Consider the following 16741-nt stretch of genomic DNA (forward strand, 5'->3'; position numbering starts at 1 on the left):
CTTGCATGTATTAGGCACGCCGCCAGCGTTCGTCCTGAGCCAGGATCAAACTCTCCATTAAAGACCAACCGAAGTTGATTTATAGAAAGAGCGATAAGCTCATGTTGAAACTGACGAGATAAAATATCTCTTGTTTGATTTTGCAAGCAAAATCATTTTACTCACTCGTTGTTCAGTTTTCAAAGATCAAACATTTCTCTTTCGCCGCGTTTTTCAGCAGCTATAAGATCATATCATGTCCGTTTCAAAAATGCAAGGGTTATTTTTTTCTTTTTTTGAAGATCATTTCACCCAAGCTTTTCGCTTTTGAAACTGCTGTTTTGTTGTCAGCTCAAATAATATATCATAAACCCCAGCAACTTAGCAAGCACTTTTTTTGTTTTTTTATTTTAGAATAAATCCACTCATCTTTCAGCTCATTTAAAATCAGTCGAGGGGCTAGTTGCCCCTTCATTAGCTGATGACTTCCTCTGGCTCAAATACCTCTGCAGGCCAGTGCAGTTCCACACCTTGGCGAAGAAGAACATTTTGAAAACATCCAAGATGCTCTGCTGATCGGCTCACTTCAATGGGATATACTTCGTTGGAGACACAGTAAGCCGCTAGGCTTCCCGCTGATTCTCCTATATTCCATTCTGTAGGATGCAATCGATAGCAGCCATTGGCTATTTGGGTCATCCCTATATTTTTGCAGGCAGGAAGTAAATTGCGCACCCTCACCGGAATAAGTGAGCCCAATGGAATTTCATAGGGATAGTTAGGGATGTAGAATGTTCGCTGAGATACCGTAGTTGGATGAAGATCCAAATGATAGCTACCTACACCTACACTGTCTGTATATCGCTTAGGGCCCTCTTCTCCCCGAAGCTCACGACTTACATCAAACTCAGATATCATATAATTGGCCTGAATTCGGCGTGACTCGCGAATATAAGCCGTTTTAGCCAGACCGTCAGAAGTGCCGAGAATATCACCCCGTGGTCGAATTCCCGGATAGCCGAACCCTCCATCTAACCGGGGCGCTTCGGTTTGAAGCCAATATATTAATGAACGAGTCAACTCACGCGCTCCTTCTCGATGTTTTGCCTGCTCTTGAGCGGTAACACCGATCAATGGCCCTAGGTAATAATCATTTTGCGCCCAGTTTAAAAGAGTTACCTCACCATCATTTAGCGGTTTGCTCCATATCGAGGGATCTACAATACGACGATAATCCCATAAGGATACAATGCCCTGATCGTTAGGAAACAATGTGAACTGTTTTAGTTTACTGGTATCATCCGCGTCAGTAGCAAACCAGCTCAAAATCGGAAAACGGGAAAAGGACGGAATATAATTTCTCCAGAAATCATATTGTTGCGGCCGCTCTATAATGAAGCTTTCCTGGGGAATATAGTCTACGGCAGCCACATGTGTGATAGATTGCATATCAAAAGGGTTAGCACACTCCAGTGCGTGAGGTTCACCCGTAGCAGCCCGCGACTCCGCTCCACTCGTATGCTCCACGCCCGCCATCGGAAGGAGATCACCACACTCTGTCGCATCCAGATAAAACGTTCCGTGCAGCACTCTAAATCCACACTTATGATCAGCGCTATTCGAGGTACGGACAGTTACAGAAGTAATACAGTCCCCATCCGTCTGAACGGCAATAGGCACGGTGTGATAGTATACATGAACGCGCCCCGTATTCAAATAAGGAGCGAGCATATCTTCAAGCACCCGCAGAGCTACCCGTGGTTCATGGGCCAGACGGCTTACCCAACCGTTCCCAGGATTGAGAATGGGATTATTTCGAGCTTCTTCGGTTAACGGATAGTTCTGACGGTAATAGTCACGTACACGATTACGGAACTCACGGTATGTTGCTGTGCAACCAAATTGTTCGATCCATCGATGCTCATCTGGAGGAACAGCCTGTGAAGTTAACTGCCCCCCTAACCAGTCCGTCTCCTCTGTCACGATGACTCTCATGCCAGCCTTCGCCGCCGCAAGAGCTGCCGATGTCCCCCCCAGACCTCCGCCAATCACAACAATGTCGGTATCAAGCCGTTTTTGCGTCATGGTTCGTTCCCCTTTCATTCTTGTACTAGGACTCGGTCATTTCGAAGGCAAGCCGTGCAGCGCCGATGATTCCAGCGCGATTGCCCAACAATGCCCGACTTACTTCCGTTTGAACTCCAAATTGGTGCAGATGCTTTTCCAGCATGGGCCACCAGACCTCTCCCGTGTCCGCTACTCCTCCGCCTACAATGATCCCCTCAGGATCAAGAGTCACCGAGATGTTAGCTAGAAGGACAGCTAAATCTGCGGTGTAATCATCCAGCACCTGGATTGCCTCCTGGTTACCGTGAACGGCCTCTTTCACAATCTCGTTTCCCGAGCGGTACAATTTACCGACGTGTTCCCTACCTCGACGTAACAGGGCGCTCCCCGATACATATTGCTCGGCGCACCCTTTTTTTCCGCAATTACAGGGGTGTCCTCCGGGGTATAGAATACTGTGCCCCCAATCACCGCCGCTCCAATGAGCCCCTCTGCACAAGAGGCCATTTTCCATATATGCACCTCCGACACCTGTTCCCAACGTGAGCATCACCAAGCGTCGCTTGCCTTTCCCCGCTCCCTGCCACGCTTCTCCAAGTAAAGCGGCGTTCGCATCATTATCAGCAACCGCTCGTAAAGCCAGTTTTTCTTTAGCCCACGTTACTAAGGATGTACCTTGCCAGCCAGGTAGGTTATCTGTGGCATACACAACTACGCCGCTCTCCACATTCACTCTGCCAGCAGTAGCAATGCCTAGAGCGCCTATATCTATATAGGCACCGATGCTGGTATCCCCAAAAGAACGCAACAGTCCGAGCACAGATTCTGACACCTGCGACAACACCCATTCACGTCCCCGGGAAGCGTCCGTATCCAGCCGGATTTCATCAAGCACCGATCCGTCCTGTGCCACTATGGCGGCCTTCACAGATGTGCCCCCAATGTCGATTCCAATGACTCTGTTCACAGCAGCTGCCACCACACCAACCTCCTTGTTGCCCTACATAAAAGCTTACTAACTCTTTGTACAAACCTTCTATATAATAGCAATACTTGAAATAACCATTCATAAGCACCACAAACACAAGTCATTGAACTGTCGGAGCACAAGTTTTCAATTCACAACTGAAAAATCTCAATAGCTTCGTTCAATAACGGCCCTCGCTGTTTTTTCCTTCATCTGTTTGGTGTGATTCGTATGCTTGCGAGCAAGCCCTTCGCAGATGAGGTCAATCACGAATAGTTGTGAGATTTTAGCGCCGATTGAACCACCTTCTATTGGAGCTTCCTTGCCTGCGGTCAGCAACACGATATCCGCAATGGAGGTAATGGGTGATTTCGCATAATTTGTAATTGCGATAACCGTTGCACCGTTTTGCTTGGCTTTATGCAGCATATCGTTCGTATCCAGCGTACTTCCTGATACACTAATGCCGATAGCCACATCACCCGGGTTCATGGACACCGCCATCATCGACTGAATATGTCCGTCTGCCACAGCCTCGGCGCGACGCCCGATCCGTAAGAAACGGTTTTTAGCATCCTGCGCAGAAATTCCCGAAGCGCCCACACCGAAAAATTGAACATAGCTCGCTTGATCGAGACACGCAATCGCACGACCAAGCTCTGAATGGTCCAGCAGCCCCATACTGGAGTGCAAAATATCGAGCATGTTGTGATACACCGTACGCGTAATATCTTGTTCGTCATCTGGGTCGATGTTCTCCTCGCCCATATCAGTTTTACGATAATTCTGGTTTTGCGCTAGGGACAGTCGGAAATCCTGATAACCTTTGAAACCAATCTTCCGGCAAAAGCGCATGACGGTCGTTTCGCCTGTACCTGCAAAATCCGCCAGCTCTGTCACGGAGAAATATATGATGTCTGCGGGATGCTCCAGTACGCACAAGGCGACTTTCTGCTCCGATTTCGTTAATGAAGGATAATATGTGTTAATTCGGTCGTTCATCTCCATAGATGCATTTCACTGCCTTCCTTGCGGCATCGGCAAACCGCTGCGTAATCAATTGGGGTCTGGTAATCGCCGAGCCTACGACCACTGCATGTGCTCCCATTCGGAATGCTTCCTCAACCTGCGCCGGATCATAGATTTTGCCCTCTGCAATTAAAGGAACGGGAACCAGTTCTGACGCTCTCCGAACCAGCTCCAGATCAGGACCCTCAATCCGAGTAGAGTACGGCGTATACCCGGATAACGTGGTGGATACGCAGTCTGCGCCAAGAGAGGCCGCATGAAGCGCCTCCTCCAGTGTCGAAATGTCTGCCATGGAAGTAACTCCCTGCTCATGGGCATAATCTATGAGCCTCTTCAGCTTGCATCTCGCTGGGCGCGGTCGTAATGTGGCATCCAGCGCAATGATATCCGCGCCTGCCTCTACCAGTTCCTCCATTTCACGAAGGGTAGGCGTAATGTAAATATCAGAATCATCATAATCCCGCTTAATCAAGCCAATGACTGGTAGAGAAATCGCCTGTTTAATCGCACGTACATCCGATGCGCCATTGGCGCGAATCGCTACAGCTCCACCCTGCTGTGCGGCAAGCGCCATTTTGACCATAGAATCTGCTCCATGCAACGGTTCGCCTGGCAGCGCCTGACAGGATACGATCAGTCCGTGCTGAACTTTGGATAACACACCTTCCATTCCCATAGGAATCACCCTCTCTTCTCGGCATGATGCCGTACGGTTAATCCGACTTCAAAGGTGCGGTTCCACGGCATGTAGCAATCTGTAATTTCCACGCGGCCTTCCGGCCCGTTCACATATTCATTGAGCGCCTGCTCCAGCCGTCCGTGAATAACCGCAGCCACCGAGCCTCTCGGTCCATCGAGCATAAACTTGGTAAAACCCATCTGCTCCACAATCCCGTTATTCATAGCCGTACGTACCACAGCGCAATAACAGGCATCCTCGGCGTAGCGCAGCGACAGAAAATCCAAATGTTCCTCCGTAGAGCCATAGTGGGTATACAGCATAGACTGGGCAATGACGGTGCCCAGCGTGTTAGAACTGGTATTCCAGCCTGCATAACCCGCCAGCTTAAAAAGCACTCCTTTTTGCTTCAATAGTCTAATTAGCTTGAGATCTGCTCCATTGGCGTAGCCCACATCAGCAATTGCAACATTTTGACCTGCATATTGCAGCATATAATAACCGTACTCAACCAGCTCTACTACATTCCGATGTACATCATATCCGGTCATTGCACGCTGCTGGGATGAAGCTTCTGCCATCGTGTCACCGGGTGTGTTAGCCAACAAAATCAAATCAGCCTCCATTGCCGTGGAAGCTATTAGCCCACCTGCCGCCATAATCTGATATTTTAAGGTTTCGTAAAAATAGCGATCTTCAAAAAGCGGAACTACGAATGCCCCCTGCAAAGCAGACAATCGAGGATACACCAGTGGGACTACATTATTCATCTTGTTAACCCAACGAGCCAGCAACGTACAACCCACTTCATCTGCCCCTGGGTACATGTATACATTCAAATCCAGCTCAAGCTCAGAAATACGACTTCTTAGCCGCTGCTGATCCTTGGCGGTATAGCCGTAGGGAGCCGAATCATCCTGTGGGATGATCATAAAATCAATGATACCTTCTGCTACGAGATCCAGTGCAACCTCATTGGCCTCCAAATTCACATGGCGACGTCCCAAATAATCATCCAGTATTTCCATTGGTAAACGCTCGCTGATATCAGCTAATTCGAGCAACTCTTCTGAGGTAGCGATCCCCAGCTCCTGACGATGCTCAATGAAGCCCTTTCGGAATATCTCACGGCCCCAATCGGCATAGTAATCCGGTTCTTCATCAGCCAAAGAGTATTGCGGACAACGCATAATCAGTTGAAATGCATACAGAGTCAGTTGCGGATATAATTGCTTTAGCCTGCGAAGCCGATTCACTCTATCTCTGACCTGCTCGCTCGACATACCGTGTAGTCGAGAAGGTACGATTCCTCCGTACAGCAACGTATCCATCGCAACAATGGCTCCATCAGCAGTCGCTGCGCGTTCTTCGAGCCATGCCCATAGTCTGGTCGTATCGCCAGGGGTTTTCTTTTGTCCCATCCATTCCAATGGGGGCCGCTCCATTTCCAAGTCTGTGCCTTGTGCCAGTAAATAAGGAAATTGATAATTACAGGGCCGCTCATCCAGCGGTATAAAAAGTAATCGGGTGTTTGACTTCACCGTACATTCCACCTCTCCTGAAAATTACCGTTATCCTAACGGCAAATGATTATTTTCAGGGCAGCTATGCTGCCTTGGTTTCTTAATCCATCGCAAACACTCACAAGATCAGCCGATATTTGCCTTGTTCGTCCTGATCGACATAACCCCACTGCGCGGCAGCACGGATTGCTGGATTGCTACCCAGCCGAACCTTCGCTTCTAAGCAAGCAGTGATACCGCGTCGCAGTTCTCCTGCGATTTCGTCCGTCAGAGGCGACGGCTCTTGCCCGTCAACTGCTTCGCTCGACGTGCTGCTCTCCCCCGACTGTGCATCGTCCTGTCGCTCGCTGCTGAGCGCAGCTTGACGCAACACCTGCCACAGGCCCGCGTCCAGCTCGGCACGTTCCAGCCACGGCGCGGCCTGGGACACGAACCCTGCGGCTAGATCATCGGCAGGCACGTTCCGTAGGACGCTCACCGCCTGAAGCAGCCGCTCAAAGTACATATCCAGCGCAGGGATATCGCGCATTTTCAAAGCAAGGTCCACGTCCTCATACGTGTTGCCGCCTAATCGGCTGTTCCTGTTTTGACGACAGAAAAACATCAGTTCATCCGCACGCTCTCCCGCTAACTCCCGCGCAGCCCATTCCCAAGATAGCTCAGGCATATACCGTTCACTGTTCCACATGTAGTGGGACATCGTGATGAGCGTCACTTTGGAGCATTCCCACTGATTCATCGGGTTGGCCACCATACCGGTATGTCCGCAGTCCGGTAGCCCGGAATACCGTCCGCGCAGCGGATCAAGGAATAACCGATCATGGTCACAATCATTCACCGGGATGTTATCCCACAGCCACAGCTCATGCCCAAAGTATGCATGATTATCAGCGGCGTGCTCGCGGCTAATCTGTGGAGCAAAAACAAAGTACCCCGTCCAGAACACCTTAATCTCCGGATGCAGCCGCTCACGGAAATCCTTTTTGTATTCGGTATCCCAATATGACCAATATTCCGAAGGACAGACCGTCAGCGTAAATTCAGGCAGTCGTTCAGCCAGCCATGCATGCACCTTGTTCGTCAAAAAGACATGAGCGTGACCCGAGCGGCCCAGCAAATGTCGATTTTCCCCTTTGAGTACATAGTCAATGTCATCCATTAATACAGAAAAATGACGTACGCCAATCGCAATCACGGCCGCCAGCTTTTCCGTCAATTTGAGGAAATCTTCATCGCTGCCAAAGCTCAGGTCGTTCCCTGGGCTGATACAATAATGAAAATCAACCTCATGCCGTTCGCAGGCTTCCTTTAATTCGCGAATCTGGTCAAACGTATCCTCAGGGTACGGTTCTCTCCATAGCTCACGATGATATGGATCATCCTTGGGGGCATACATGAACGTGTTCATCCGGTGCGTAGCCATAAAACGGACGGCATCCAGCCGATCCGCGAAACTCCACGGTTTCCCATAGAAGCCTTCAATAATTCCTCGGACCGGAAAGGAAGGCTCATCCCGAATAGACATCACCGGCAGAGTACATCGCTCCTGTTCCACCTGAAGCAGGAGATGCAGGGCATCCATGCCGTATTTGAGCCCTCTTTTATTAGAAGCGTGGATTTCAATCCGCCCGTCCTTCTGAATGTCCAACCGATATCCGTCTGCAGCAAGCGTTCCGTCATATTCGAGCATCAACTGTACGCTTCCCCGTGTTTCAGTCCGTACACCCGGCCCTGGAGGTACAATGAGCTTGATCGGTCCCTCAGGGTCCAGCACACCTTCATACTCCTGATTCATTGCAAAGCGAGAGGACAGTTCACAGATCAGTCGCGGTTCGGAGATAACCAGCCTTTCCCCGCTGTCAAACACATCACGAAAATAATATTGTATCTCCTGCCGCGATAGCCCTACACCTGAATGAGGCCCCATTCCTTGGGACAATTTCATCGCAATCGTCTCCTTCCCTTCACAGGCTCTTCGTAGCCGTAACTACTGGCTTATCCTTTTACCGCTCCCGCCAGACCTTCCATATAGTAGCGCTGTGTAAACAGGAACAATATAATGATCGGCAGTACCGAAATCATTGTGCCTGCAGCAATCCAGCCGAAGTTATAGGCAAATTGACCGTTGAGATACGTGAGCGCAGCTGCCAGCGGATATAGCTCCGTATCGTTCAAAATAACGATAGGCCACAGAAAGCTGTTCCAGAACGACATCGCCTCCAATAGAGAGATTACAGCCAGCGCTGGCTTGACCAGCGGAAGCACCAGCTGCCACCAAATTCGGAACTCCGAAGCGCCGTCCATTTTACCGGAATCACGCACATCGGTAGGGATATGAATAAACGTCTGTCGCATTAGAAAAATGTTGAAAACGGAGACTGCCCCAGGCAACACCACACCCAAATAGGTATTGCCTAGATGAAGCCCCTGAATGGTCAGATAATGCACAATAAATGCGGTGTAGGAAGGAATAATCATCGTGGCAATCAGCAGCGTAAACACCAGATTTTTACCCTTAAAACGAAATACAGCCAAGGGATATCCTGTCAGACTGGCGAGCACCACATTGAGCACAACGCCCAACACCGTAATGATGACCGTATTCAGCATATACTTTGGAAAATTCATGAACTGCCACACCTGAACGTAGTTGTCGAAATCAATAAAGGTCGGAAAAATAGCGGGTGGCGTTGAAAAAATGTTGCGGCCTGGCATGAGGGATACGCTGAGCAGCCATAGGAACGGTCCCATTAAAAAGAGGGCGAGTAGCACTAGAAGCACGTATATGACCGTCATTCTCAGTATTCGAGCAAGACTGCGCATGATGCGGCTGCTTTCCTTTTTAGGAAGAGATGAGCGTAGCATTTTGTCATCCTTTAGATTCATCAATAGGGATTGACACCGCCTTTCCTATTGAATCGGAATACGATAATACTAAGTACGGCAATCATTGCACCGACAATTAAGCCAAGCGCGGAAGCATATCCAAAATTAAACTGCTCCATGCCCTTTTGAAAAATATACAAGCTGGATGTCAACGTGGCCGTTCCCGGCCCACCCTTGGTTAGTACATATACTTCATCAAATACGCGAATAGCTGACATGAGCGATATAAGGGTACAGAACAGAACGTAGGGTCTCAGCAGCGGAAGAGTAATATGGACAATCAGACGCCATCGGCTTGCTCCGTCGACTCTAGCGGCTTCGTACAGATCTTGGGGAATATTTTGTAATCCAGCCAGATAGAGCATCATATAATACCCGAGTCCCTTCCACATTGTGATGAACATTAGTACATACAAAGCCAAGTTGCTGTCCGATAACCAGTGTATGTCTTTGCTAATCAAGCCGACCTGCATGAGCAAGTAGTTCACTATGCTGTTTTTGCCCAACAGCCAGCTCCAAATTAAGGCTACCGCTACCATCGAAGTCACAACAGGGATGTAGTAGGTCGTACGAAATATTTTAATTCCCGGGATACGGCTATTCACAAGCACAGCCATCAGGATGGAGAAAATTTGAAGAAAGGGGACAATGAGCACGTACAACAATGAGTTCCAAATCGAAATAAGAAAGTTACGGTCCTTAAACGCCGCTTCAAAATTATCCAAGCCGACAAAATGGGTGTCTGATATGACAGAGTAGTCCGTCAATGCCAGCGGAATGCTGTAAATAATAGGCCAAAATACAAAGACGGCAAGCAATAACAGTCCCGGCGTCATAAAGGCCCAGGCCGTAAAGGACTCCGACCTCAACCATTTGATCATGCTGCATCACCACCTGATTTTGATAAATGAACAGGGGAGTATTCACTTACTCCCCTGTCAAACCTATCGCTTTAAAATATCGTTCACTTCCTGCTCCAAAGCAGTAAGCGTCTGCTTCGTATCCGTGCCATTCAATACCATATTTTGTAAAGCTCGCGCGATGGCACTATTCACATCTTTGGCATTAGGCACACCGACCATATAATCTGTCGCCTTATCCAAGCTTTGCGCGGATACTACCTTGGCTTGTGCTTCTAATGATTTGTCAGACTGAGTAAAATATGGATCTTTAATGGAGTCTTTCGTGGAAGGTAGTGTATTCGCCGCTTTAGAAAAAGCTGTTTGACTCTCTGCGTTTGTCAAGAAAACAGCAAATTTCACTGCTTCGTCCACATGTGCAGACTTAGCAGGTACGACCAGGTCCATGGAGTTGGAGAGCCGCACATCGGCTTTGCCGGTTGGGACAGGGACAGCAATTGTGTTCTTATAAACATCCGGCGCTGCCGTTTTGATAAAATTGATGAACGTCGGGCCTGCCAGCTCGAAAGCAACCTGCTCGCCGGCATAATATTTCACTTGCTGTGAGAATTCAGCGTCTTCCTTGAGTACAATGCCATCTTCCATCTGTTTCTTTAGATTATCAATCATAGTGACTGCTTCTGGTGTGTTGAACGCCGCTGCTGTCTTTTCTTTATTTAGGATAGGAATGCCGTCTACAGCGAAAAGCTTGGATACAAGCTGCTGAGCATAGCCTGCCTTGCCAATTTTTCTATTAATCTGACGGCCCCATTCAGACAATTCCTCCCGGGTTTTGGGCGGATGAGCAGGGTCCAATCCGGCAGCTTTGACCAGCTTTGTATTCATGTAAAGCACTTCTGTACCGGTATACCAGGGTAGCGCATAAGCTTTACCGTTAATAACTGTAGAATTATAAATACCCTCGAAATAAGCAGCCTTTTCATCGGGCGACAAATGCTCATTCATATCAACAACAGCACCCTTGGAGCCCATTTGGCTAGCAAATTCTGTATTGAGGTTGACTACATCTGGACTGCTGTTGCTAGCGATACTTGTCAACAGCTTGTTGGTTACTGCGTCATAAGGGTAATCCTTCCAGTCAATTTTGACATTGGGGTTCTTCTGCTCATAATCGGCAATCACCCGATTGAAATACGGGGTAAATGTAGGTTGTAGTGCAATGGTCCAAAATTGCAGTGTTACTTTCCCTCCGTCAACCTTTTCCGACTTTGATCCTCCACCACCGCAGCTGCTCAGCAGTACAACCAGCGCTAGCATAGATACAAGCAACCGTAACCTGCCTTTCGCTTTCTTTGTCACATGGTGACCCCCTTGTTCTTAGTTGATTAAGGCAAATTATAGCAGAAATACCGCTAAAGAAGGAACGTTTTTTCAATAAAATAAATTTAGAAGGAATAATTTTTCTTTTATTGGATACAAAAAAGGCGTCTCTTCAGCAGAGACGCCTTTTCCCTAAATCAACCCGCAAAGGGTTCACAGCTATTAATAGTATGGGGCCATGAAAACGTACACCAGTACCCCGGTCAAGCTCACATATAGCCAAATCGGCATCGTCCAGCGTGCAATCTTACGATGTTTTGCTACCTGCATCGTCCATCCCCATACAACCGTGAACAGGGCCAGCGGTACAATAATCGCAGCCAGTATGCTATGCGAAATCAACAGCGTAAAGTAAATTGGCCGAAGGATACCCACCCCACCATATTTTGCAGTTTCCGGAGAAATGTAGTGAAAGGTCAGATAGGAAAATAAAAATAAAACGGTACTGGCGAAGGCCAGCAAAACAAAGGTTTTATGAAGCTTAATGTTCTTTTTGAAAATAGCAACCAGTGCAGCCACCAGAAAAATAAATGTGAAGCTGTTAAAAATCGCATTCAGCCTTGGGAAAATAGTGAGATCAAAACTCACACTACCCTGGTATCCGATCGGCGAAAAGAACAGCAGCAAAATAATCACGTTGGCTATAATGGAAACGGTGATAATCAAGGCTGTAAAATTACGATTGCTCGTTGGAACGTACTGCTTGTCCTCACTCGCTTTATTCATCATGAGCGTCTCCTTCGTTAAATTCAGGTTTTCGTTACTGTTGTAGTCATAACCATAATATATTATATAGAACTGATGGACAGCCTGTGAAGTGACAACAGTATGAACAATTTCATAGCCATCTGTCAGAAAATATGATTCAACATTTGAGAATAGCCCTTTACTTCCCTATATCAACGGTAGAATGCATTGATTTTACAAGCTTTATGCACACAAAAAACACCGGGAAGGTCTGATTACCCGCTCCGGTGTTGTATCGGTTATGCAATTAAGCAGCCTTGATGATCCATATTCATTGCTGCCATACGTCACTGTATTCCTGATGGCGCTTGAATAGAGCAAGCGCGTACGAGCAAGCAGGAATAACCTTTTTATGCTCATTCCTTGCCATATCAACCACTCGGTCGATAAGCTCCTTGCCGATTTTTTGACCCCGTAACTGCTCGGATACAAATGTATGGTCAATGACCAACGAGTGGTCATCTATGGATTTATAGCCTACTTCTGCAACTACCTGCCCATCATCCACCATGACTACTGCATGGTCCTCCTCGCGAATTTGTCTCATGAAACCAATCTCCTTTCTGACTGAAGAACATCCCGTTACAACTCCATGCTAACGAATTACGAATTACTGCAATCACTTCATGCCGGCGCAAGATATCCTTATCATTCCCCTATTTAGGAATCAGCGAAACATCACATACATAAAATAAGATCTATCGTCGACACTATATTTATTCCAATGAAGGCAAGGGAGGTGCTGCGTTGCGTACGGAATTAAAACCTGTCATCCCGTTTGAACCGGAACTGAGCGAAAAAGTACCTGTAGATGCAACAGGCCTTTGGCGTTACGAAATAAAATGGGACGGTACGAGAATTTTGACGTATCACGACCAGGGCAGCACGCGTCTGTTCAACCGCAAACAGCACGAACGAACGCTTTTATACCCGGAGCTTGCTCTCTTCCCCTCCTACTGTAAGGCTGATTCGGTCATATTGGACGGGGAAATGATCGCACTCGGTGCCGACGGTAAGCCATCGTTCCATGAAATTATGCGAAGGGATCTGATTCGTCGAACGGATCGAATTCAGTCAGCCTATGAAGCTGTACCCGCTACTTACATGTTGTTTGATATTGTTTATCTGAACGGGGAGTGGGTTCATCTTAAACCGTTACAGGAAAGGCTTGAACTGCTGCATCAGATCATCATACCGAATGAACGGATTCAACTGGCTCCCGCTCATCCTGATGGACAAGCTCTATTTCAGGTCATGTGCAACCAAAGAATGGAAGGCATTGTGTGTAAAAAGCTGGATAGTCCGTACACATTGGGCGGAAAAGACGGACGATGGGTCAAAGTCAAAAATTATGGCGATATCATTGCCGTTATCGGTGGCTATACCCTAAACGGAGGCCTTATCAACGCTGTGTTGCTGGGCCAATATGATAAACAAGGAATGCTGCGCTATATCGGACATGTGGGTACGGGTAAGCTGACTCGGGAAGATTGGCGTCAGCTTACCGAGCGCCTGCTGCCACATACCATATCGGAGCGACCTTTTAGCAATAAACCGGATCGGCATCAAGATGCATTTTGGGTGCAACCCATGTACACCGCCAAGGTTCAATATAGTGAGTGGCGATGGCAAGAAGGACGTACCCTGCGCCAGCCCTCCATACAAGCCTTTGTGAATCAGGGCCTCGATCAGTGTATCGGCCCCTGGATATAACGTTTTGCAGATATATTTTTAAAAAATGCGGAACAAAGTTTGTATAAATCATTGCAACCAGTGGTTAATTAAATTACAGTTAACTAATTAACTACATCGAGGTGGATCGCATGTTCTTTTTTTTGGACTCCGAAATTCGTCAACTGGCCTATAATCTCTTTCCAGGTGGCAATAAACCGATTGGTGTTTTGGTAGATTTATTTTCCATAACGTATGAAATACGCAAAAATATGGAAAAACGTTCACGTGAATTTGGTCTCTCCTACGGGCAATATATCGCGCTTTGTGTACTTTCAGCGCAAAGAGATGAAATGTCATCTCCTTCTGCTTTGGCTGATAAGATGGGTGTAAGCCGGGCAGCAATCAGTTCTATGGTTATTTCTCTCGAACAAGAGGGATTCATTAATAAATATGACGATCCCAATGACAAGCGGGGAGTGTTCGTGTCCCTGAACGATAAAGGAAGAAGTAAAATTCAACAGATGGATCCCTTTTTCCTAGGGCTGGCTTCACGTCTGATGTCAGACTTTAGTGAGTCGGAAATCTGTCAGTTCCAAACCTATTTGTCACGCGTACGTTCTGCGTTTGAAGATGTTAAAGGTTCGCGTCTAACCGACTCCAGAGAGGAGAGAGAAAAATGGTGCGAAGACTGAGACAAAAACTGTTCGTCAAACTTGCTCGCATATCGGCTGGCAGAATGGTAGCTGCGTCCGATTTCAAACCTTCGCATTCTCCCAAAGTACATCGGAAAGAAAGGATCATCCCCACCTCTATTGGTGACTCCAGGGTGATTGTATATGAACCTTCTCACCGGTCTGCTGATCCACTCCCTGTATTCGTTAATTTCCATGGCAGCGGTTTTGTAATGGGTAGCGCCGAGATGGATGATCCCTGGTGCCCGGTCATTGCTGAACGTGCGAATTGCGTCGTCGTTAATGTCGATTATCGCTTGGCCCCAGAACATAAATTCCCTATCCCGCTACAGGAAAGCTATGAGGTGACCCAATGGTTGTACAAGCATCCTGATGTGCTTAACGTAGATCCTCAACGCATTGCGGTCGGGGGACACAGTGCGGGTGGCAATCTAGCGGCAGCGCTGTGTCTTATGGCCCGGGAGCGCAAGGAATTTCCGATTGTATATCAGGTACTGGATTACCCACCACTGGATATTGCTACAGATCCCAAATTGAAACCCCAATTCGAGAAGGGGATCCCGCCACGAGTAGCAAAGATCTTTAATGAAAGTTATCTGAACTCACCAGATGAGGCGCGAAATCCGTTGGTTTCCCCCATTTTTGCAGAATCACTACATAATCTCCCTCCTGCTCTGATCATAACCGCGGAGTTGGACTCCTTGGCTGACGAAGCCGAGTTGTATGCCAAACGGCTGATTGAAGCAGATGTCCCCGTGAAGTATAAAAAATACATGGGTGCCGCACATGCCTTTACTCATAGCGGCGATCTCGCTGTGGCTGAAAACGCCTGGCGCCTGATGAGCGATCAGTTGAAATTGGCATTTGAATTCCGCATCGAAGATGTCCTGGCAGAACTGAAGAAATAAAAATAAGCCTCCTGCTTCCACTGCCATTATGCAGTCGGGTTCAGGAGGCTTATTATTTATCATTACAAGCTATTAAAAGCGTCAGTCAATACAGGCACAATTTGCGATTTGCGCGATACAACGCCTTTTAGAACAGCCTTATTGTCGTCCAACTGTACATTATAGGCTTTCTCAACCGCTTGTGCTTGGCTTCCCAGAGCAATACCAATGGAATCACTGTTCACAATGTCTGTTACAACGAACAGGAACAGATCGAGATTTTTGGCCTCGATGGTTTGGGATAATGCAGCTTCTAGGTCAGCTTGACGCGATAGCACATCGTTGACGTCTACTGCGTTCACTTGAGCAATTTCCACTTTGCGACCATTCATCTGAAATTCTTTGGCATCCAGACTTACTAACTGTTCAATGGTATGACCACTCAAATCAGCTCCCGCTTTAAGCAAGTCAAAACCGTAACGATCTGCATCTACACCAGCAATTTCAGCCAGTTCACGAGCAGCAGCTACGTCTTGATCCGTGCAGGTTGGGGATTTAAACAACAGGGAATCGGAAATAATCGCGGACAACATTAGACCTGCGATCTCTTTCGGAATCGCTATACCATTTTCCTTGTAGAGCTTGTTCAAAATGGTGGCTGTGCAACCCACCGGCTCAGCGCGGAAGTATAACGGCTGGCTTGTTTCAAAGTTAGCGATCCGGTGATGGTCGATGACTTCAGTCACACGTACCTTGTCAATATCAGCGGCGCTTTGCTGGCGTTCATTATGATCGACCAGAATGACGTTGTCCGTTTCAGCAGCAACCTGCTCAACCAGACGTGGCGCGCTCACTTTGAAATAATCCAGTGCATACTGCGTTTCCCCGTTCACCTCGCCCAGACGAACCGGCTCTACGTCCGCGCCCAGTTTGGTTTTTAAGTCTGCATAAGCAATAGCTGAGCAAATGGTATCCGTATCCGGATTTTTATGCCCGAAAATCAACGTTTTTGCCAACATAATCGACTCCTTTGCCTTAGGCATTTTACATGATTGTGAAACCTCAACAATTCCAATGCAGATTATATCATTAAATCTCGCATTCTCCCATTCCCCTTTGATTGTTTTCAAAAATAATCTAGTAAATTCATAACATTTCCATGGAATCTACATGTAATGTTACCCTTATTTTTTCTAAAAATATAAAAAACATATAGTAATATATCCCACCAATATGGTAAGATATGCCTCAAAACTGGCAAGTTAGTCACCAGTGGTCAATTCTATTATTTTAGATATTAAGGGAGGCGTGAGAACAACGGCAGTGGCTTCAAATCCTAGTATGTAGACATATCATATTTTGATTGAAAAG

General features: G+C 47.3%; 15 protein-coding genes and 1 rRNA gene. 3 read left to right on the forward strand and 13 right to left on the reverse strand.

Going from position 1 to position 16741, the window contains the following annotated elements; all coding sequences use genetic code 11:
* The 12 genes from NLX73_RS20980 to NLX73_RS21035 form a co-directional block, all read right to left on the reverse strand.
* Positions 1–61: ribosomal RNA gene (locus tag NLX73_RS20980) — 16S ribosomal RNA — on the reverse strand; the annotation flags it as partial.
* Between the two features lie 392 nt (positions 62–453).
* Positions 454–2064, reverse strand: a complete 1611-nt coding sequence (locus NLX73_RS20985) for an FAD-dependent oxidoreductase (protein ID WP_250259747.1) — start codon at positions 2062–2064, stop codon at positions 454–456.
* Between the two features lie 25 nt (positions 2065–2089).
* Positions 2090–3025 (reverse strand): ROK family protein, encoded by a 936-nt coding sequence (locus NLX73_RS20990; protein WP_254327239.1) that lies wholly within the window; start codon positions 3023–3025, stop codon positions 2090–2092.
* A 156-nt stretch (positions 3026–3181) separates the two neighbouring features.
* Positions 3182–4021 carry a MurR/RpiR family transcriptional regulator gene (locus NLX73_RS20995; RefSeq protein WP_254327240.1) on the reverse strand — a complete coding sequence of 280 codons (840 nt, stop codon included), beginning with the start codon at positions 4019–4021 and terminating at the stop codon, positions 3182–3184.
* Positions 3999–4718: an N-acetylmannosamine-6-phosphate 2-epimerase gene (locus NLX73_RS21000; RefSeq protein WP_254327241.1), complete on the reverse strand. Its 720-nt coding sequence runs from the start codon at positions 4716–4718 to the stop codon at positions 3999–4001. Before NLX73_RS21000 ends, NLX73_RS20995 begins: the two co-directional genes overlap by 23 nt.
* Before the next feature lie 5 nt (positions 4719–4723).
* Complete coding sequence (locus tag NLX73_RS21005; protein ID WP_254327242.1) at positions 4724–6262, reverse strand: DUF4127 family protein; 1539 nt, start codon at positions 6260–6262, stop codon at positions 4724–4726.
* A 100-nt stretch (positions 6263–6362) separates the two neighbouring features.
* Complete coding sequence (locus NLX73_RS21010) at positions 6363–8189, reverse strand: protein O-GlcNAcase (RefSeq protein WP_254327243.1); 1827 nt, start codon at positions 8187–8189, stop codon at positions 6363–6365.
* Between the two features lie 50 nt (positions 8190–8239).
* Positions 8240–9130: a carbohydrate ABC transporter permease gene (locus NLX73_RS21015; protein WP_069290894.1), complete on the reverse strand. Its 891-nt coding sequence runs from the start codon at positions 9128–9130 to the stop codon at positions 8240–8242.
* Complete coding sequence (locus NLX73_RS21020) at positions 9130–10011, reverse strand: carbohydrate ABC transporter permease (protein ID WP_061830675.1); 882 nt, start codon at positions 10009–10011, stop codon at positions 9130–9132. Before NLX73_RS21020 ends, NLX73_RS21015 begins: the two co-directional genes overlap by 1 nt.
* Positions 10012–10074: 63 nt before the next feature.
* The gene (locus tag NLX73_RS21025) at positions 10075–11349 is read right to left on the reverse strand and encodes an ABC transporter substrate-binding protein (RefSeq protein ID WP_254327244.1); all 1275 of its coding nucleotides are present in this window, start codon (positions 11347–11349) and stop codon (positions 10075–10077) included.
* 183 nt (positions 11350–11532) lie between these two features.
* A complete protein-coding gene (locus tag NLX73_RS21030; protein ID WP_013308403.1) occupies positions 11533–12099 on the reverse strand; it encodes a DUF420 domain-containing protein in 567 nt (188 codons plus the stop codon).
* A 289-nt stretch (positions 12100–12388) separates the two neighbouring features.
* Positions 12389–12664: a GNAT family N-acetyltransferase gene (locus NLX73_RS21035; RefSeq protein WP_134903211.1), complete on the reverse strand. Its 276-nt coding sequence runs from the start codon at positions 12662–12664 to the stop codon at positions 12389–12391.
* Positions 12665–12864: 200 nt separating this feature from the next.
* Here NLX73_RS21035 and NLX73_RS21040 point away from each other — a divergent pair, with 200 nt between their 5' ends.
* The 3 genes from NLX73_RS21040 (at position 12865) to NLX73_RS21050 (ending at position 15391) form a co-directional block, all read left to right on the forward strand.
* On the forward strand, positions 12865–13830 hold the full coding sequence (locus NLX73_RS21040) for an ATP-dependent DNA ligase (protein WP_254327245.1): 966 nt from the start codon (positions 12865–12867) through the stop codon (positions 13828–13830).
* A 110-nt stretch (positions 13831–13940) separates the two neighbouring features.
* Positions 13941–14483: a MarR family winged helix-turn-helix transcriptional regulator gene (locus NLX73_RS21045; RefSeq protein WP_061830683.1), complete on the forward strand. Its 543-nt coding sequence runs from the start codon at positions 13941–13943 to the stop codon at positions 14481–14483.
* Positions 14468–15391 carry an alpha/beta hydrolase gene (locus NLX73_RS21050; RefSeq protein ID WP_254327246.1) on the forward strand — a complete coding sequence of 308 codons (924 nt, stop codon included), beginning with the start codon at positions 14468–14470 and terminating at the stop codon, positions 15389–15391. Before NLX73_RS21045 ends, NLX73_RS21050 begins: the two co-directional genes overlap by 16 nt.
* Before the next feature lie 62 nt (positions 15392–15453).
* Here NLX73_RS21050 and NLX73_RS21055 read toward each other — a convergent pair whose 3' ends face one another.
* Entirely contained in the window at positions 15454–16386 is a 933-nt protein-coding gene (locus tag NLX73_RS21055) for a manganese-dependent inorganic pyrophosphatase (RefSeq protein ID WP_061830773.1), read from the reverse strand.
* Positions 16387–16741: the final 355 nt, after the last annotated feature.

The organism is Paenibacillus sp. CH40 (assembly GCF_024213605.1).
GTDB lineage: Bacteria > Bacillota > Bacilli > Paenibacillales > Paenibacillaceae > Paenibacillus > Paenibacillus polymyxa_B.

Bases quoted from the DNA above. Each gene is read 5' to 3' on its own strand.
- NLX73_RS21020 (WP_061830675.1), bottom strand. From the start codon at position 10,011: ATGATCAAATGGTTGAGGTCGGAGTCCTTTACGGCCTGGGCCTTTATG.
- NLX73_RS20995 (WP_254327240.1), bottom strand. From the start codon at position 4,021: ATGGAGATGAACGACCGAATTAACACATATTATCCTTCATTAACGAAA.
- NLX73_RS21045 (WP_061830683.1), top strand. From the start codon at position 13,941: ATGTTCTTTTTTTTGGACTCCGAAATTCGTCAACTGGCCTATAATCTC.
- NLX73_RS21035 (WP_134903211.1), bottom strand. From the start codon at position 12,664: ATGAGACAAATTCGCGAGGAGGACCATGCAGTAGTCATGGTGGATGAT.
- NLX73_RS21000 (WP_254327241.1), bottom strand. From the start codon at position 4,718: ATGGGAATGGAAGGTGTGTTATCCAAAGTTCAGCACGGACTGATCGTA.
- NLX73_RS21010 (WP_254327243.1), bottom strand. From the start codon at position 8,189: ATGAAATTGTCCCAAGGAATGGGGCCTCATTCAGGTGTAGGGCTATCG.
- NLX73_RS21015 (WP_069290894.1), bottom strand. From the start codon at position 9,130: ATGAATCTAAAGGATGACAAAATGCTACGCTCATCTCTTCCTAAAAAG.
- NLX73_RS21030 (WP_013308403.1), bottom strand. From the start codon at position 12,099: ATGATGAATAAAGCGAGTGAGGACAAGCAGTACGTTCCAACGAGCAAT.
- NLX73_RS20985 (WP_250259747.1), bottom strand. From the start codon at position 2,064: ATGACGCAAAAACGGCTTGATACCGACATTGTTGTGATTGGCGGAGGT.
- NLX73_RS21050 (WP_254327246.1), top strand. From the start codon at position 14,468: ATGGTGCGAAGACTGAGACAAAAACTGTTCGTCAAACTTGCTCGCATA.